Annotated in this window: 18 protein-coding genes; 11 read left to right on the top strand and 7 right to left on the bottom strand. The window is 61.2% G+C overall.

The genetic code is table 11. The features are described 5' to 3' along the window. Positions 1 to 184: 184 nt before the first annotated feature. Complete coding sequence (locus tag AC1D19_RS17020; RefSeq protein ID WP_477752977.1) at positions 185 to 2,635, bottom strand: penicillin acylase family protein; 2,451 nt, start codon at positions 2,633 to 2,635, stop codon at positions 185 to 187. A 194-nt stretch (positions 2,636 to 2,829) separates the two neighbouring features. On the opposite strand from AC1D19_RS17020, the gene AC1D19_RS17015 reads away from it, so the two are divergent. After that, positions 2,830 to 3,387 (top strand): cysteine hydrolase family protein, encoded by a 558-nt coding sequence (locus tag AC1D19_RS17015; RefSeq protein ID WP_477763858.1) that lies wholly within the window; start codon positions 2,830 to 2,832, stop codon positions 3,385 to 3,387. A gap of 193 nt (positions 3,388 to 3,580) precedes the next feature. Here the strand turns inward: AC1D19_RS17015 and AC1D19_RS17010 are convergent, their stop codons facing one another. From AC1D19_RS17010 to AC1D19_RS16995, 4 genes are all read right to left on the bottom strand, one after another. Next, a complete protein-coding gene (locus AC1D19_RS17010; protein WP_007955014.1) occupies positions 3,581 to 3,787 on the bottom strand; it encodes an SEC-C metal-binding domain-containing protein in 207 nt (68 codons plus the stop codon). Continuing rightward, positions 3,784 to 4,278 (bottom strand): LEA/WHy family protein, encoded by a 495-nt coding sequence (locus AC1D19_RS17005; RefSeq protein WP_477753008.1) that lies wholly within the window; start codon positions 4,276 to 4,278, stop codon positions 3,784 to 3,786. The genes AC1D19_RS17010 and AC1D19_RS17005 overlap by 4 nt, the downstream gene beginning before the upstream one ends. Before the next feature lie 87 nt (positions 4,279 to 4,365). Then, positions 4,366 to 4,842 (bottom strand): YchJ family protein, encoded by a 477-nt coding sequence (locus tag AC1D19_RS17000; RefSeq protein ID WP_477763857.1) that lies wholly within the window; start codon positions 4,840 to 4,842, stop codon positions 4,366 to 4,368. Between the two features lie 4 nt (positions 4,843 to 4,846). Then, a complete protein-coding gene (locus tag AC1D19_RS16995; RefSeq protein ID WP_477759806.1) occupies positions 4,847 to 5,344 on the bottom strand; it encodes a DUF6231 family protein in 498 nt (165 codons plus the stop codon). Between the two features lie 189 nt (positions 5,345 to 5,533). On the opposite strand from AC1D19_RS16995, the gene AC1D19_RS16990 reads away from it, so the two are divergent. From AC1D19_RS16990 to AC1D19_RS16975, 4 genes are all read left to right on the top strand, one after another. After that, on the top strand, positions 5,534 to 6,223 hold the full coding sequence (locus tag AC1D19_RS16990) for a PA1041 family peptidoglycan-binding anchor lipoprotein (protein ID WP_477752973.1): 690 nt from the start codon (positions 5,534 to 5,536) through the stop codon (positions 6,221 to 6,223). Between the two features lie 90 nt (positions 6,224 to 6,313). Next, positions 6,314 to 7,030, top strand: a complete 717-nt coding sequence (locus AC1D19_RS16985; RefSeq protein WP_477752972.1) for a PA1041 family peptidoglycan-binding anchor lipoprotein — start codon at positions 6,314 to 6,316, stop codon at positions 7,028 to 7,030. 148 nt (positions 7,031 to 7,178) lie between these two features. Then, complete coding sequence (locus AC1D19_RS16980; protein ID WP_477752971.1) at positions 7,179 to 7,457, top strand: DUF1145 domain-containing protein; 279 nt, start codon at positions 7,179 to 7,181, stop codon at positions 7,455 to 7,457. Then, positions 7,450 to 8,208, top strand: a complete 759-nt coding sequence (locus AC1D19_RS16975; protein WP_477763856.1) for a collagen-like protein — start codon at positions 7,450 to 7,452, stop codon at positions 8,206 to 8,208. The genes AC1D19_RS16980 and AC1D19_RS16975 overlap by 8 nt, the downstream gene beginning before the upstream one ends. A 189-nt stretch (positions 8,209 to 8,397) precedes the next feature. Here the strand turns inward: AC1D19_RS16975 and AC1D19_RS16970 are convergent, their stop codons facing one another. Next, positions 8,398 to 8,862, bottom strand: coding sequence for a CopD family protein (locus AC1D19_RS16970; protein WP_477763855.1), 465 nt, complete (start codon positions 8,860 to 8,862; stop codon positions 8,398 to 8,400). 99 nt (positions 8,863 to 8,961) lie between these two features. On the opposite strand from AC1D19_RS16970, the gene dinG reads away from it, so the two are divergent. The 5 genes from dinG to pdxH all read left to right on the top strand — a co-directional run bounded on the left by dinG (position 8,962) and on the right by pdxH (position 16,720). After that, the gene (dinG, locus tag AC1D19_RS16965) at positions 8,962 to 11,106 is read left to right on the top strand and encodes an ATP-dependent DNA helicase DinG (protein WP_008016067.1); all 2,145 of its coding nucleotides are present in this window, start codon (positions 8,962 to 8,964) and stop codon (positions 11,104 to 11,106) included. Between the two features lie 96 nt (positions 11,107 to 11,202). Beyond that, positions 11,203 to 13,581, top strand: a complete 2,379-nt coding sequence (locus AC1D19_RS16960) for a beta-agarase (RefSeq protein WP_477763854.1) — start codon at positions 11,203 to 11,205, stop codon at positions 13,579 to 13,581. A gap of 200 nt (positions 13,582 to 13,781) precedes the next feature. Next, the gene (locus tag AC1D19_RS16955; RefSeq protein ID WP_477763853.1) at positions 13,782 to 14,927 is read left to right on the top strand and encodes a serine hydrolase domain-containing protein; all 1,146 of its coding nucleotides are present in this window, start codon (positions 13,782 to 13,784) and stop codon (positions 14,925 to 14,927) included. 113 nt (positions 14,928 to 15,040) lie between these two features. Further along, the gene (locus AC1D19_RS16950) at positions 15,041 to 16,048 is read left to right on the top strand and encodes an OmpA family protein (protein WP_477763852.1); all 1,008 of its coding nucleotides are present in this window, start codon (positions 15,041 to 15,043) and stop codon (positions 16,046 to 16,048) included. Positions 16,049 to 16,072: 24 nt separating this feature from the next. Next, complete coding sequence (pdxH, locus tag AC1D19_RS16945; RefSeq protein ID WP_477763851.1) at positions 16,073 to 16,720, top strand: pyridoxamine 5'-phosphate oxidase; 648 nt, start codon at positions 16,073 to 16,075, stop codon at positions 16,718 to 16,720. Between the two features lie 5 nt (positions 16,721 to 16,725). Here the strand turns inward: pdxH and AC1D19_RS16940 are convergent, their stop codons facing one another. Continuing rightward, complete coding sequence (locus AC1D19_RS16940; protein ID WP_477752964.1) at positions 16,726 to 16,962, bottom strand: hypothetical protein; 237 nt, start codon at positions 16,960 to 16,962, stop codon at positions 16,726 to 16,728. 165 nt (positions 16,963 to 17,127) lie between these two features. On the opposite strand from AC1D19_RS16940, the gene AC1D19_RS16935 reads away from it, so the two are divergent. Further along, positions 17,128 to 17,592: an outer membrane lipoprotein gene (locus tag AC1D19_RS16935; RefSeq protein WP_111281476.1), complete on the top strand. Its 465-nt coding sequence runs from the start codon at positions 17,128 to 17,130 to the stop codon at positions 17,590 to 17,592. The last annotated feature ends 73 nt before the right edge of the window (positions 17,593 to 17,665 follow it).

Here is a 17,665-nt window from a genome sequence, read left to right as displayed (position 1 = left end):
TCAACTCGCCACAAAAGAACGGTTTGACTGAGCAGATTTTGCAGGGTCGCCAGGCTGTCCGCCTCCTCGACACGACTTGTCCTTGCGTCAGCGCAACCGCGATTCAACCTCTATTTTAAATGTTGAATCGCTATCGTCGGAACGCCGCCCGGAGCCGGCTCGCTCCCACAGGTAAGGGGCGCGGTTACTTTCCTGGTGTCAGCGTCATCCGAGTCTTGCCATAGGCGTTGTCGAAGTTCTGCGGCTGTATCGGCAGGCTCATGTACTGGCCCTTGAGCCACGGTTCGATGCTGTTGAGGTAGTTCGGGCTGGCCGGGTTTCCGGATTGGCCGGTGCCGTTTTGCGCCATCAGCGGCTCGGACTGGCCGAAGTCGACGATAAAGCGCATGGCTGGCGCCAGCGTAGTGTTGAAGTCCTGGCCCCAGGCGAAGGCAGCGGTGTTGAGCGTGGTGTGATCGCCACCGGCCGGCAGCGGTCCGCGTACGGTCTGGCCGCTGGTGTTCTTCCATTCATAGCGGTGCAGTTTGCCCCACTGCCAAGCCTTGTGATCACTGCCCAATTGGCTGTCGCCTGCGCTGATCGCTGCGGCGAGGCTGCGAGCGAGGATCACCGGTTTGTCTTCTTTCTGCGCGGTGCGCACGTCATCCCAGAATGGGCTGTCCTCACGCCCGAGCAAGTGATCGGCTTGGGCCGCGTAGGACAACTTGCCATCGGCGACAAAGGCCTTCCATGCCGGGCTGCTTTCAGGGCCCAGTTCATCGAGGAAGATCTGCCGGGCGCTTTCCTGCAGGAACAGTTCGTAGATTGCCGCATCGGTGGAGGTCGGGCTGAGCTTGCCGTCGAACGCCAACAGGCGGCTGTAGGCCTCGTGTGCCTTGGCGCGATCTGCCGCCGGCAAGGCGTCGATGGCTTGTTTGAGCGGCTGGGTCATACCTGGCGCTTCAAACATTTTCTTCAGCTTGGCAGCGAAGGTAGTGGTCTGGTCGTATTGCATGGCGATCAGGCTGCGGCTGTCGTGTTTGCCTGCGCCGGCCAGTTCGGCCAGGCGCTCGCCGCGCTCCGGAGCGGCCCAGGAATTGGACAATTGCATGCCGTAGCCATGGGGAATGACCCGCTGGTTGGCGGTGCCGAGCCAGCCTTGTGCCGGGTCCTGGTCGTACGGGTGCAACATCGGGTCGGCGTAGCCGTCCCAATCGTAACGACCTTCCCAGCCCGGTGAGGGCAGCAGACCTTCGCCTTCGCGACGGTTCGGGTAACGACCGGTGACTTGCCAGCCGATGTGGCTCGCGTCGGCAAACACCAGGTTCAGCGCGATGGCGCGGATTTCGCGGCTGGCATCAGAGGCTTTCTCGACGCTCTGGGCGCGGGACAGGTCGAAGAACGCGTCCAGGGTCTTGTCGTCGGTGAAGCTCGGCGTCTGCAAGGCCAGGCCGAAACCATTGGCCAGAGTGCTGCCCTGAGCGCTGTTGAGCAGCGGTCCATGGCGGGTTTCGTACACCGCTTCGCGAATCGGCCGCTGGCCTTTGACGAAATAGGTTTCGTTGCGCACGATCGCCGGCTGCCACTTCCCGGCATTTTCGTAGGTGAGCCCGTTGCCCTGGCGTTTGATCTTCTCCAGGAACAGGTCCTGGTTGTCGCCCATCACGGACGTCATGCTCCATGCCACCTTGCCGTTGAAACCACCGAGCACCATTGGCAGGCCCGCGATGGTCACGCCGGACGCCTGATACTTCGGCGCGCGAATCTGCACGTAACTGAACAACGAAGGCACGCCCAGCGGGCCGTGACTGTCACTGGCCAACAGGCTCTTGCCGCTGCGGCTGCGTTGCGGGGCGATAGCCCAGTTGTTCGACGAGGTGGCGCCGAGCAGGTTCAGGTCCGACAGTTGCCCGGTGGCCTTGCTGAGTTCGGCCAGCCCCGGCACTTGCCCGTTGAGTTTGATGCCTTGCAGTTTTTCGCTTTCGGCGACCGGCAGTTTTTCGTCGGGAGCCGACGGCGTCAACCACGCCAGTTTGTCGGTGGTGACAGTCTGGGCCAGTACCAGCGAGGAAATTTCTTCCGGCAGGTTGGTCGACTGGCTGAAGTTCAACAGGCAGAAAATCAGCGCCGAATCTTCCGGCTGCCAGTATTCAGGCTGGTACCCGGAGGCCGCGAGGTCCGCCGGCAGTTTGTCGCGGTAGCGGAACAGGTAGGCGTTGACGCCGCGCGCATAGACTTCGAAGAAGCGCTTGAGGCGCGGCGAAGAGGCCTTGTACAACTCGCCGGCACTTTTCTTCAGGTTGACCGCCCGCATGTAACGGTCGGCATCCAGCAGCTGCGCACCGTGCATCTCGGCCAAACGGCCCTGGGCCAGCAGGCGCAGGGTGACCATCTGCGTGATGCGGTCGCTGGCATGCACGTAACCGAGGGTGAACAGCGCGTCGTGGAAGCTGTTGCTTTCGATCAGCGGCATGCCCATGGCATTGCGGCGCACCGAAACGTTTTGCGCCAGGCCCTTGAGCGGCTGTACGCCGGAGGTCGGCGGGAGGGTGTCCTGGGCGTTGAAGTTCTGACAACCGGTCAGGCTCAAGGCACCGGCCACTGCTGCGGCAACGCCGAACCGGGGTAGAAAATGAGTAAGGGCTGGCGAGGCCATGGCAAAGCTCCTGCGGGGGTAGAGGCGGCGGCGCGCAATAAAGGCGCTACGTTAGTGAGCAGGAGGTGGCCGTGCAAGCGGGGTACAAGGTTATTTCAGGATTTGTCTGATAAACCGAAAAAATCACGGCCTTGCCAGTCGCAATGGGTGATGTTGAAGTGCGACACGGTCAACAATCCTGGAGAAAAGTCGGCATGGAGCTCAAGGCAAACGCGGCACTGATCATCATCGATCAACAGAAAGGCATCCTGCATCCCAGACTCGGCCGCAGGAATAATCCTCAGGCTGAAGAGCGCATGCTGGAATTGCTCGGTCATTGGCGGCGCACCGTTCGGCCGGTGATCCATGTGCAGCACCTGTCCCGCTCGGAGGACTCAGTGTTCTGGCCGCAGCAGTCGGGGGTGGAGTTTCAGGAACGGTTTCAGCCCATGGCCGGTGAACGCTTGATCCAGAAGCAGGTGCCGGATGCGTTTTGTTCGACGGGGCTGGAGGCTGAGTTGCGCGAGGCGGGGATCGGGCAATTGATCATCGTCGGTGTCGCGACCCACAACTCGGTGGAATCCACGGCGCGTACCGCAGGCAACCTGGGGTTTGATACCTGGGTGGCCGAGGATGCGTGCTTTACCTTCGACAAGGCTGATTTTTTCGGCCATGCCCATGGCGCCGAAGAGGTGCATGCGATGTCGCTGGGGAATTTGCACGGTGAGTATGCAACGGTGGTCAGTACTGCCGACCTATTAAAGGCTGACTGAAAAACTGTAGAAGCGAGCTTGCTCCGGGCGGCGTTCCGACGAAAGCGGCATGACCGTCACATCATTGTTGGATGTACCGCCGTCTTCGCGGGCAAGCCCGCTCCTACAGACGCTTATGTCGTTTATGACACCGCGGGAGCGAGCCCGCTCGCGATGGTGATTCAACAGGCGAAGCAAGCCTTCGCCCGAAGCATCAAGCGCCGTGGCACTTCTTGAATTTCTTGCCGTTTCCGCATGGGCACGGATCGTTGCGGCCGACGTCCTTCAGGGCATTGCGCACCGGTTCCTGGTGAGCGTGGCCGCAGTTCGGACCGTGGACATGGCCGTGGTCGTGATCATGGTGGTGATGGTCATGATCGTGGTTGCAGTCAGGGCCGTGGACGTGGGGTTGCTGGGTCATCGGTGTTGCTCCGGAATTAAATCGGCGGCGATTATCACGCCATTGCGCGCCAGGTGCACGTAGTGGGCGATGAATATACCGGTTTCCAGTTCACCTTCCAGACGATAGGGAATGGGTTGATCGGATTTTTTCAGCAGTTTGACCAGATCACGGACCTTGGACCACAGGTTGGTGCGGATCGGCACCTTGAAGTAAGCGCTGTGTCTGGGGCCGATGGTGAACCAGTGTTCGTACTCGCCGTCGGCCAGCAGTATGTCACCCAAGTGAACGCGGTACTCCAGACTGCGCACCGTCAGGTCACTGTCATTGGGGTTGTCGATGCGAAAGTGCAGGAGGAATTTCTGTTCCAGCAGTTTGGCGCTGACCACCTCGATCTTCACCAGATGGACCTCGGGGTCCGGCAAGTCGTCGCCGAACCACGATGCACAGCCGCCGAGCCCGAGTGTCAGGAACAACGTGAGCAGATAGAGTGCGCCGCGGCGGATGATCATCGTGGTGTTTCTCCCTTGGGCCTCAGTCCAGACCCAAAAGATCGCAGCCTTCGGCAGCTCCTGCGGGGTGGACAGACATTCCATGTCCTAACTGCTGAAATACCCTGCGCAACACTTCTTGAACTTCTGCCCACTCGCGCACGGGCAGGTGTCATTGCGTCCGGGCTTGAGCTGCACGGTAGGGTCGATGAAGTACCAGCGCCCGGTGTTTTGCACAAATGACGAACGCTCGCGGTGGCTGTGCTCGCCACTACTGTCGTGCCAGCGTGCAGTGAAGGTCACGAAGGCGTGTTCAGGCTGGCCGCCCAGCACTTCGGAGCTTTCCACCTCAAGGCCCAGCCACGTGCTTTGCGCGCTCCAGTCGCTGATCGATTGACGGTCCAGGCCGGCCTGCTGGGCGGGCAGGGTGGTGGCCACCAGATAGTCGACCAACCCCAGCACGTAGGCGCTATAGCGCGAGCGCATCAAGGCTTCGGCGCACGGCGCCGGGTGCCCGGCATGGTAGTGACCGCAGCAGGCGTCGAGCAGGGTGCCGCTGCCGCAAGGGCAAATGGATGTACTCATTGCATTACCACCAGTATTTCCCGAAGTTTTCCGGATTGGCCCAGAAGCGCGAATTGAGCCAGTCAGGGACTTGTTTGTATTCAAGCAGATCGTAGGTGAACAGGGTCAAGACCTGTTCGTCCCGTTGAAAGCGTTCGCTGGCTTGCAGGGCCAGGGAGAAAAAGTCGGTTTCCTGCCAGCCACACGCTGGCAGATCCGCCAACACGGCGATGCGGCTGGCGTTGAGGTTGCGAATGCCGCCCAAAAGATTCAGGCCGTTGCGCTTGGGCAAATGCTCCAGGCAATCGACCACCAGGGCCAGGTCGAATCGGCGGGCCGCCAACTCGTCGGGCAACGGCCCGGGGGCAGCGAAAGCGACGCTGCTGTCCGGGTGAGCGAGCTTGAAAGCCTCCAGCGCCGGGAACTCGCTGGCGCCGATCAACAACAGGCGCGCGGGGGCATATCGGTCAAGTAAAGCGGCCAGTGCCTGCTGCGGCGTGCGCGAAGAAATACCTGCAATCATCGAAGATCCTCAATCAGATCTGCCAAGACTAGCCTGACCGAACGTTCGGGCCTATAGCGGCCTGGCGACAAAAGCGTCAACCTGTCGTTAATACACGAATAAACCGCATGGCCTATTGCTGGCGGAGATTAAAACTCGGGTCTTTACTACCTGAATCGGTTCCAAGCCGATCCCTCAGGAGAAAACTAGATGAGCATAGTTCGGACAGCATTACCCTTGGTTCTGCTAACCAGTGTCTTGACTGGTTGCGCAGGTTTGCAGAAAACCGACTGGCCGACCTGTGCGGCGGTCGGTGGTGTCGTGGGTGCGGGCCTCGGTGCGACCGAAAGCTCGGCATGGGCAGGGTATGGTGCTCTGCTCGTCGGCGGTACGGCAGCGGCTTATTGCTGGGTGCACGGTGATGGCGACGAAGACGGCGATGGTGTGCTGGATAGTCGCGACAAGTGCCCAGGCACGCCTAAAGGCGTTCGGGTCGATGCCAACGGTTGCCCACCACCAGCACCTGTGGTCGAAGAGGCGGTTGTGGTCAAGGAAGAAACCATCGTCATCCGCGATGTTCACTTCCAGTTTAATAAGGCCACGCTTACCGCGTCCGACAAACAGGTACTCGACAAGATTGCCGCTCGCCTGAAAGCCGAAGCCCCTACTGCTCAACTGACCGTAACCGGCCACACCGACAGCGTGGGCAGCGATTCCTACAACCAGAAACTGTCGGATAAACGCGCCCACTCGGTGGTTGAATACCTCATCGAACAAGGCGTACCTCGCAGCAACTTCGTGTCGGTTGTCGGTGCCGGTGAGAGTCAGCCAGTTGCGGACAACAAAACCGCTGACGGTCGTGCACAGAACCGTCGTACGGAAATCAAAATCCAGCGTTAAGCCCCCTCGCATCCGCGCCTTGTGCAGTCGCGGATGCGGGTCTTTACTCCTGTGTAACCGGTATTGGCCGGTGACACAGGAGCTTTCAACATGATCGTTCTCACAAGGACCGTCTTGCCGGTTGTGCTACTTGGCAGCCTGTTGAACGGTTGCGCGACCCACAGCGATGGCTCTGCCCCCCTCAATCAACGAACCTGGCCAATCTGCAGCCTGATCGGCGGCCTGGTCGGTGGTGGTCTGGGCGCAATCGAGAGTGGCGGTTGGGCAGCGGGTGGGGCGGCGCTGGGTATCTTGTCCGGCGGCTTGATCTGTTATGCCCAGGATGGCGACGAAGACGGCGACGGCGTTTTCGACCGACGCGACCGTTGCGCTGATACTCCCGCCAATACCCCGGTCGACCATCGCGGTTGCCCGGCGCCGCAGTATCCGGCCAGCGTCAAATCCGAGCCTGCGCAATCCGAAGTCATCACCCTGAGCGATGCCGGCGACGTGCTGTTTGCCTCCAGTCAATCCGGCCTTACCCCGACGGCCAAGAGTCAGCTGGACGCGTTGATGAGCAAGTTCGAGGATGCCGATGTGGTCAGCATCAAGGTGGTCGGCCATACCGACAGCGTCGGTTCGGATGCCTATAACCAGGCCTTGTCGGAGCGGCGTGCCAGCAGCGTGGCGGAATACCTGTTGAGCCAGGGTGTGGCGCCGAACAAAGTCACCAGCGAAGGCAAGGGCGAGAGTCAACCGATTGCCGACAATGAAACAGAAGCAGGCCGTGCGAAAAACCGTCGCGTGGACCTGCATGTAAATCGCTGAGCCATGAGATAGAGCAGTCGGGCGACAGGTGTGAGCGCTGTGACGGCCGTTCGGCGGCCTACATGAAGATTTTTCCGTTGCCCTCTGGCTTATCCCGCGTGGAAGCCGTTACTGTGCGTGCAAACAATAATTTACATCGGGGGAGCGTATGAAAGTCTTATGGGGGCTGGGGCGGTTACTGACCTTACTGTTCTGGTCGGTAGTGCTGCTCAATCTGCTCACACCGTTCGTCTTTCCGCTGCACCCGTTGGTCAACCTGGCCGGCGGCCTGTTGGGCTTCATCCATCTTCTGGAAGCGTTGCTATGCTATCGCAGCCTTCGAGGTCGCGCCCATCCCTGGCTTGACCGCCTGAAGATCGTCATTTTCGGCGTATTCCACCTGCAAACCATTCCAGCCCCCACCGCTTCGAAGGCTTCCCATGCGTAAACTCTGTCTGCTTGCCGCACTCATCAGTCCATTGGCCAGCGCACAGGTGGTGAGTGTCGAACCCAACTCGCTGATGCGCTTGCCCAACACCGCCAGCACTCTGCAACTGGAACGCCTGGAAGTGGCCGATTACGGCACCTTGCTGATTCCCTCGAATGTGACCGAAGTCACCGTGGGTGAATTGCATCTGGGGCGTGAAGCGCGCATTGCCATCGTGCCGGGGGAACAGGCGCTGGCGCTGAAGGTCCGTCGCGCTGATTTGTCCGAAGGCAGCCAGATCACCGCCCGTGGCGCCCCCGGGACTTACCAGAAGGCCGCTCGATCCGGGCGCAATCTTGATTTGCAGATCAAGGCACTCAACGCACCGCAATTAATTGTTGATGCACGCGGTGGTGCGGGCGCACCGGGGTTTGTGGGTCTCGATGGGGCCAATGGCCAGGCACCGGGCTGCACCTGGGGCCAGGCCGGTCGCGGTGCTGATGGCAGCGATGGCAGTAACGGCCAGCCAGGGGCGCCGGGGGCACTGGTTAAACTGGCAGTACCGCATGAATTCCCGGCAGACCGGATCAAGGTTCAGGTGGCCGGCGGTGCCGGTGGCCTGGCCGGCCTGGGCGGCAAACCGGGCGTGGGTGGCAAGGCCAAGGGCTGCCTGATTTACAAGGCCGATGGCGGCAAGAGCGGTAAACCTGGGGCTGATGGGCAGCCGGGGCCTGAAGGCGCGGCGGGTTCGGTGACGGTGCAGCGCTTGTAAATCTCGTCAGGAAATATGTAGCAATTGATTTCCAGTGGCGAGGGAGCTTGCTCCCGTTCGACTGCGAAGCAGTCGTAAAAACGGTAACCACTTATTTTCTGAAAAACGTGTTCGCCAGTTTTAGGGTCGCTTCGCAACCCGGCGGGAGCAAGCTCCCTCGCCACAACAACCTCTCAGGCCAGAGTTACTTCAAAACATCGGCCGAGCCGCTGCAATCGCCACCACCGCCAAACCCACCAGCAGATTGATCCCCACCAACTGGCGAATCCGCCCAAGTACACTGGCACCCGCGGGCCAGTCCTGCCCGGTCACGGCGGTGCGCAGCTCCGGCAGCATCAGCGCCTGAATGCGGATAAACAGCGCGGTCATCACCACATACAAACCCATCATCACCTGCACATAGCGCGGTGCGGTTTCAAAACCATTGAAGTGCAAATTCAGCATGCCCACGCCGCTGACCGGCAGCAGAATCACTGCCACCCAGACCCAACGAAAGAAACCCTGAAACACTTCTACCCACAGTTTCAGCCGGGCAGGGCCTTCCAGTGCCTTCATCGCGGCGGGGCGCAGGACCATCCAGGCGAAAAACATGCCGCCGACCCAGACCAGGGCCGCCAGTACATGCAGGCTATAAATGAGGCTAAAAGGTGTCATTGGGTTACTCCGTTCTGCGCGGTATTCATTAGCGGGGTATGATAGCGACCGAACCGAACCACTGAAAATTTATCCAGCGTTTTTTGCGCCCGACAATCCATGATCAGCACCGAACTCAAAACCACGATCCAGGGCGCCTACTCGCGTTTTCTCGAAGCCAAGAGCCTCAAGCCGCGCTACGGCCAACGCCTGATGATCGCCGAAGTCGCCAAGGTCCTGGGTGACATCGACACCGACGACGAAGGCCGGCGCAGTGGCGACCCCGCGATAGTCGCGGTGGAAGCCGGCACCGGTACCGGCAAGACCGTGGCCTACAGCCTGGCGGCGATTCCCACGGCGAAGGCCGCCGGCAAACGCCTGGTGATCGCCACGGCCACCGTGGCCCTGCAAGAGCAGATCGTCTACAAGGACTTGCCCGACCTGATGCGCAACAGCGGGCTGAATTTCAGCTTCGCCCTGGCCAAGGGACGCGGGCGCTACATGTGCCTGTCCAAGCTCGACATGTTGCTCCAGGAAGGCCACGCGCAGACCGCCACGGCACAGTTGTTCGAAGAAGAAGGATTCAAGATCGAGGTCGATGAGGCCAGTCAGAAGCTGTTCACCAGCATGATCGAGAAGCTCGCCGGCAATAAGTGGGACGGCGACCGCGACAGTTGGTCCACCGCCCTGGAAGACGCCGACTGGGCGCGCCTGACCACCGACCACAGCCAGTGCACCAACCGTCATTGCCCGAACTTCGGCCAGTGCGCCTTCTACAAGGCCCGCGAAGGCATGGGCAAGGTCGACGTGATCGTCACCAACCACGACATGGTCCTGGCCGACCTCGCCCTGGGCGGCGGTGCGGTGTTGCCGGACCCGCGCGACACTATCTACGTGTTCGACGAAGGCCACCACCTGCCGGACAAGGCCATCGGCCACTTCGCCCATTACACGCGCCTGCGCTCCACCGCCGACTGGCTGGAAACCACCGCCAAGAACCTCACCAAACTGCTGGCCCAGCACCCGTTGCCGGGCGACTTGGGCAAGTTGATCGAGCAGGTGCCGGAACTGGCGCGGGAGATCAAGACCCAGCAGCAGTTCATGTTCACCGCGTGCGAGCAGATTGCCGATTTCAAACCCGGCGAAGACGTCGAAGGCCGCGAGCGCCCGCGTCACCGATTCGTCGGCGGTGTGATTCCCGAGCATATGCGCGAGATGGGCATTGAACTGAAGAAAGGCTTCGCGCGGCTGACGGACCTGTTCACCCGCCTGACCGACCTGCTCAAGGAAGGCATGGATGGCGAGGTCAACATCGGCATCGCCAGCAACCAGGCCGAAGAGTGGTATCCGCTGTTCGGCAGCCTGTTGTCGCGTTCTTCCGGCAACTGGGAGCTGTGGACCGCCTTTACCGTCGAAGACCCGGAAGACAACCCGCCCATGGCCCGCTGGCTGACCCTGGCCGAGAGCGGTTCACTGTTCGACATCGAGGTCAACGCAAGTCCCATCCTCGCGGCGGAAATGCTTCGTCGTAACCTGTGGAACGTGGCGTATGGCTGTCTGGTGACCTCGGCGACCTTGACCGCCCTCGGCACCTTCGACCGCTTCCGCATGCGCGCCGGCCTGCCGAAAAAGGCCGTAACGGCGGTGGTGCCAAGCCCGTTCCATCACGCCGACGCCGGTGTGTTGCGGGTACCGAACCTGAACGCCGACCCCCGTGATGCAGCGGCACATACCGCCGCGATCATTCGTGATCTGCCTGAATTGGTCGAAGGCTCGCGGGGCACGCTGGTGCTGTTTTCCTCGCGTAAACAGATGCAGGACGTGTTCGACGGCCTCGACCGCGATTGGCGCAAGCAAGTGTTCATTCAGGGCAACCTGTCGAAACAGGAAACCCTCAACAAGCACAAGGCGCGAGTCGATGGCGGCGATTCCAGCGTGCTGTTCGGCCTGGCGAGCTTCGCCGAAGGGGTCGACTTGCCAGGTGCCTATTGCGAGCACGTGGTCATTGCCAAGATTCCATTCTCGGTCCCCGATGATCCAGTCGAAGCCGCGCTGTCGGAATGGATCGAAGCCCGGGGTGGCAATCCGTTCATGGAAATCTCCGTGCCGGACGCCTCGCTGAAGCTGGTCCAGGCCTGCGGTCGCTTGCTGCGCACCGAAGAAGACCGCGGCACGATCACCTTGCTCGACCGGCGCCTGGTGACCCAACGTTATGGCAAAGCCATCCTCAACGCGTTGCCGCCGTTCCGTCGAGAAATTTCCTGAAACACTGGTGGGCAGTTTTGCCCACCGCGTTGTCTATCTCTCTGCCATCGCTTTTCCACTGGCCCATTGAAGGTCGTTAGGGAGATTTTCGTTCTCATGATTTGCCGTTCGTTGCCTGCTGTTTTTGCCCTGCTGTTCGCAACACCGCTGTTGGCCGCTCCCGCCAGCCCGCAGACTTTGTTCAACTTTGTGCGCCCCGCCGACGTGGTCCAGGTGGCGACTCAGGATGCCAGCCTGCCGCAATCCAACGCCGAGCAAACCCCCGAGGGCGAAGTGTTGCGTCGGGTGATGTTCAGCCCGGCCACACGGCCGACTTTGAGCCTGACCCCGCAAACCGGCGCCTGGGACTGGTCGCAGTCGGGCGTCATGAGCCTGCGGATCCAGAGCGCGATGAGCTGGGCACTGACCCTGTACGTGACCATCCAGAGCAACGACGGCAAGACACTGGTCAGCCGCGTCGATTTGCCGGCGGGGCCTGCGCAAACCCTGTTGGTGCCTTTGCAAGCGACATCACCACTGAGCCAGGGCATGAAGGCTGGCCCGCCGATGCCAATGACCGTCGAGGGGCAGCGTGTGTTGCTGGCCAGTAGCGCCGGTGAACTGGATCGCAGCCAGGTGGTGTCGGTGAGTTTGTCGATGGACCAGCCGAAAGCGGCACAAAGCATCTTGCTGGAACGCTTTGGTGTGCAGGACGGCGAGTCGGTCACCCAAGACGTATATGGCGGGTTGGTGGATGCTTACGGCCAGTCGACCCGAGACAAATGGCCGGAAAAAATCAGCAGCGACGAACAATTGAAAAACGCCGCAAGCAAGGAGCAGCAGCAACTGAAAACCTGGCTGGCCGAGCGTGAAAAGTCGTCCCTGGACAAGTTCGGTGGTCTAACCAAAGGCCCGTCCTTCAAGGCCAGCGGCTTTTTCCGCACCGAGAAACGCGACGGACGCTGGTATCTGGTGACGCCGGAAGGCCATCCGTTTTATTCGCTAGGGGTTAACACCGTCGCTGCAGACGTCAACCAGACTTACGTTGCCGGTCGCGAGTGGATGTTCGAATCCCTGCCCAAGGCGGACGAGGCCCTGGCCAGTCATTTCGGCGAAGGCGACAACCGTGGCGGCAACGGTGCCGATCAGGGCCGCGGCTACAATGCCGGGCGCTGGTACGACTTCTACGGCGCCAATCTGCAGCGTCTGTATGGCGATCCGTGCGCGAAGGGTAGCGATACCAAGGCCGGTGTCGCCGAAGCGACAGCCGCTGAGCAAAAACCTGCCGAACCGTGCAAGGCGCAGTTCGACGAGCAGCGCTGGGCCAGTCACACCCTTGATCGTTTGCAGGCCTGGGGCTTCAACACCATCGGCAACTGGAGCGCCCCCGTACTGGGCGACGCGGATCGCGTGCCGTACACCTTGCCGCTGTCGATCGTCGGCGACTACGCCAGCATCAGCACCGGTACTGACTGGTGGGGCGGCATGCCCGACCCGTTTGACCCGCGTTTCGCCATGGCCACCGAGCGCGCAGTGGCGATTGCTGCCCGCGACCATCGTGACGATCCATGGCTGATCGGTTACTACGCCGACAACGAACTGGCCTGGACCGGTCCCGGCGACGACCCGAAAGCCCGTTATGCGCTGGCTTACGGCACCTTGAAAATGACCACCGACGTGCCGGCCAAGCGCGCATTCCTCAAGCAGTTGCGTGACAAGTACCGCAATCAGGCTGGCCTGTCGAAAGCCTGGGGCATTGATCTGCCAGCCTGGGAGCTGATGGAAGATCCGGGGTTCGTGCCACCGCTTCCGAGCGCCGAGTACCCGGAAATCGAAGCCGACTTCAAATACTTCCAGAAGGTCTTTGCCGACACTTACTTCAAGACCATCTCCGACTCGCTCAAGTGGCACGCGCCGAACCAGTTGCTGCTCGGCGGCCGTTTCGCGATCAGCACGCCGGAAGCGGTGGAGTCCTGCGCCCAGTACTGCGACGTGTTGAGTTTCAACATGTACACCTTGCAACCCCAGGACGGTTACGACTTCGCCAAACTGCGCAGTCTCGACAAACCGGTGCTGATCACCGAGTTCAATTTCGGCTCGGCTGATCGTGGCCCGTTCTGGGGCGGCGTCACGCCGTTGGCGAAGGAGGCGGACCGCGGTGCGGCTTATGCCAACTTCCTCAAGCAGGCCTTGAGCGAGCCGTCGATTGTTGGCGTGCATTGGTTTCAGTACCTCGATCAACCGGTCACCGGGCGTCTGCTTGACGGTGAAAACGGTCACTTCGGGTTGGTGGGCATTACTGATCTGCCGTTCCAGGGTTTTGTCGATAGCGTGCGCAAGAGCAACCTGGCGACGGTCGAGCAATTGGGCAAGGAGGCCGAGAAGGCTACGGCCGCCGCCGACAAAGCCAGCCACGACGCCGAGGGCGGGCGCAAGGCCGAGGCCGGCAAGGGGCCGGGGAAGGGCGCTGGTGGGCATTCCGGCAAAGGTCATTAAATTCTGAGGCAGCCAAGATCGCAGCCTTCGGCAGCTCCTACAGGGGAAGTGTGAACACCTTGTAGGAGCTGCCGCAGGCTGCGATCTTTTGATTTTCATCTTGATCTTGAATTGACCGCCCAGCCCGCCCCTGTTCCAAAAAACCTCAAGGGCTGGAACAATGCGGCCCACTTTACAGAACGTTTTCCGGGGAGTTGCGGGTGCAGATTCAGGGTCATTACGAGCTTAAGTTCGAAGCGGTGCGAGAGGCGTTCGCTGCGCTGTTCGACGATCCCCAGGAGCGTGGCGCAGCGTTGTGCGTTCAGATTGGTGGCGAAACCGTCCTCGATCTGTGGGCCGGCACTGCCGACAAGGACGGGGCCGAGGCCTGGCACAGCGACACCATCGCCAACCTGTTCTCCTGCACCAAGACTTTTACCGCTGTCACCGCGCTGCAACTGGTGGCCGAAGGCAAGCTGCAACTGGATGCCCCGGTCGCGCGCTACTGGCCTGAGTTCGCCGCCGCCGGCAAAGAGTCCGTCACCCTGCGACAATTGCTCTGCCATCAGGCCGGCCTTCCGGCATTGCGCGAGTTACTGGCCCCCGAAGCCCTTTACGACTGGCAAACCATGGTCGACGCCCTGGCCGCCGAAACGCCATGGTGGACGCCGGGCGAAGGCCATGGTTACGCGGCGATCACCTATGGCTGGCTGGTCGGTGAATTGCTGCGCCGTGCCGACGGTCGTGGACCGGGGGAATCCATCGTCGCGCGGGTCGCCAAGCCGTTGGGCCTGGACTTCCATGTCGGCCTGGCCGACGAAGAGTTCCATCGCGTGGCCCACATTGCGCGGGGCAAGGGCAATGTCGGCGATGCGGCCGCCCAGCGCCTGCTGCAAGTGACCATGCGTGAGCCAACGGCCATGACGACCCGGGCGTTCACCAACCCGCCGTCGATCATGACCAGCACCAACAAACCCGAGTGGCGACGCATGCAGCAGCCGGCCGCCAATGGCCATGGCAATGCCCGCAGCCTGGCCGGCTTCTATGCAGGCCTGCTCGATGGCAGCTTGCTGGAAAGCGAAATGCTCGATGAACTGACCCGCGAGCACAGCCTCGGCGAGGACAAGACTTTACTGACCCAGACCCGTTTCGGCCTGGGTTGCATGCTCGATCAACCGGACGTTGCCAATGCCACCTTCGGCCTTGGTCCGCGGGCGTTTGGTCATCCCGGCGCCGGCGGTTCCATCGGTTTTGCTGACCCGGAGCACGATGTGGCCTTCGGATTTGTGACAAATACCCTGGGGCCGTACGTCTTGATGGATCCGCGTGCGCAAAAGCTGGTGCGGGTTCTGGCCACTTGTCTGTAAAAGCGCTTATCGGGTTCCGGTGCTGGAACCCGATTGCCTTTCCAGTTTCAAAGCGTTTGTTTATACGGGCCGATGTGGCCTGATTTTTTTGACTTCATTTTTGTGGATATCCAATGTCATCCAATAAAACCCTCGCCTTGGCCCTGTGCTTCGCTATTACCGGTTGCGCACAGACTCCACAGAGAGATGCGACAGCCCCCGTTGCCAAGACTGAAAGTGGCAGCCATTGGTACTGGCCATTCGGTTCCGACGAGAGCGCCGGCAAGCCTGCGGCCAAGCCGGAGGTGAAACCTGAAGTCAAACCCGTTGCGGTGGCCAAGGCCGAAACCGATAGCGGCAGCAAGTGGTGGTGGCCGTTCGGCGGCAGCAAGCAGAGCGCCGCCAAGGCTGTGCCGATGCCAGATCCAAAAGTCACCCAGGCCTGGCTTGACGACTACGAACCGCGCCTGCGCGAGGCGGTCAAGGGCAGCAACCTGCAACTCGAGCGCCGTGAAAACGTGCTGGTGGTGACTGCGCCGGTCGAAGGCTCGTTCAACCCTGATCGTCCGGCCATGCTGCTGCCGGTCACACTCGGTCCGTTTACCCGCATTGCCAAAATCCTTGAAGCCGATCCACAGACCGCGGTCCTGATCCTCGGCCACAGCGATACGTCCGGTGCGGCGTCTGCCAACGTCAAGCTGAGCCAGGAACGTGCCCAGGCCGTCGCGGCGATTTTCCGTCTCAGTGGTTTGCAGCGTGATCGCCTGATGCTGCGTGGCCTGGGCGGTGATGCGCCGCGCGCCGCCAACGACAGCGCGGAAGGGCGTGCGTTGAACCGCCGCGTGGAGCTGCTGGTGACCCCGCAAAACACCATGGTCGCACTGCTGAGCAAGTACAACATGCCGGCGCCGGCCCCTGTGAGCAAGGTCACTGCCGCTGATGTCAAGCCGGTCGCCAAGCCTGTGACACCGGCCCCGGCTGCGAAAAAAGCGACCGTCCCGACCACGAAAAAAGCGCCAGCCAAAAAAGCTCCGGCCAAGAAATCACCTGCGAAAACCGCAACGCCGGCGAAAAAGACCACGCCAGCCAAAGCCTCCGCGGCTGACAAGAAAGGCGCCGCCACCGATACTGCAAAGCAGTGATTCGTTAACCAAAAGGAATGCGCCATGACCCAGGGCCTGGCTGATATGCGTCGTGACTACACCCGTGACGGCCTGACCGAGGCACAAGCCCCGGCCGAGCCGTTTGCGCTGTTCCACCAGTGGTTCGCCGACGCGGTGAAAACCGAACAGGCGCCGGTGGAAGCCAACGCCATGACCCTGGCTACCGTTGACCAGGACGGTCGACCGCACTGTCGCATTTTGTTGCTCAAGGGCCTGGACGAACAGGGCTTCACCTTTTTTACCAACTACGACAGCGCCAAGGGCCAGCACCTGGCCGTGAATCCGTTCGCGGCCATGACGTTTTTCTGGCCGGCGCTGGAGCGCCAGGTGCGCATCGAAGGGCGGGTGGTGAAGGTCACGCCTGAGGAGTCCGACGCCTATTATCAGGTCCGTCCGCTGGGCAGTCGCCTGGGGGCCTGGGCATCGCCGCAGAGCCGTGTGATCGCCGATCGTGGCGCGCTCGAAGCGTTGCTCAAGGACACCGAGCACCGTTTCAGCGACACCCAGCCGCATTGCCCGGAACACTGGGGCGGTTATCGCCTGCTGCCGGAGCGCATTGAATTCTGGCAGGGCCGCCCAAGCCGCCTGCACGACCGCCTCAATTACCGCCAGCAGGGCACCGGCTGGATTCTTGAACGTCTGGCCCCCTGAGCCGTTTACCTACCGGGATAGCCTGCCGCAGCGGCCTCTAGCCACTTCGGCAGGTCTCGACGCTTGATCTTCTGCACCTGAGCGCTCGCCAACTGTTCGAGCATGAAGGCTTTTTTCTGCTCGTCCTTGCCCGCCAGCGCTAGCGCCAGGTCGCGGTCCATCCAGCGTTTGATCCGTACGTACAACCATCCGTGGAAGTACAGACCAGCGACGGTAGTAACGAAAATGATAAAGTAGTCCATGAAAATCCTTGGCCAGTGGGGCAGTTTTCCGATTTTGCCGCTACTGTGTGAGTTCGTGGAGGCGCCTTAACGGAGCCTGAATCAAACCAATTTTACCCGGGCGGTGCCGTGACAGGCGTCAAGCTGCGGAGTTTAATGAATATCTGTTTCTTTGGAGTTGATGCTATGCGTAAGTCTGTTCTGCTGGTTGCTTCCTTTTCCACGATGGCGATGTTGCTCACTGGTTGCCAATCGAACCTGACCGGTGACTCCTACTCCCGTGACGAGGCGCGTCGTGTGCAGACCGTTCGCATGGGCACCATCGAAGCATTGCGTCCGGTGAAAATCGAAGGCACCAAAACCCCGATCGGCGGCGCTGCAGGCGCAGTGGTCGGCGGCGTTGGCGGTAGCTCCATCGGTGGTGGCAAAGGCAGCGTCGTTGCTGCCGTCATCGGTGCTGTGGCCGGCGGTCTGCTCGGTTCGGCCGCTGAAGAAGGCCTGACCCGCACCCAGGGCGTGGAAATCACCGTGCGCGAAGACGATGGCAGCATGCGCGCCTACGTTCAGGAAGTTCAGCCGAACGAGGTGTTCCGTGTTGGCGAGCGTGTGCGCATCGCCAGTGTGAATGGCACCAGCCGCGTTTCGCACTAAGCGCAAACACCGGATAAACAAAAAACCCGATCAGGTGACTGATCGGGTTTTTTGTTTTTGGCTGAGACGAGTC

Source organism: Pseudomonas sp. P1_C12 (assembly GCF_056406435.1).
The sequence above is the reverse complement of the archived record's forward strand: the minus strand, read 5'-3'. Positions and strand labels throughout refer to the sequence as shown.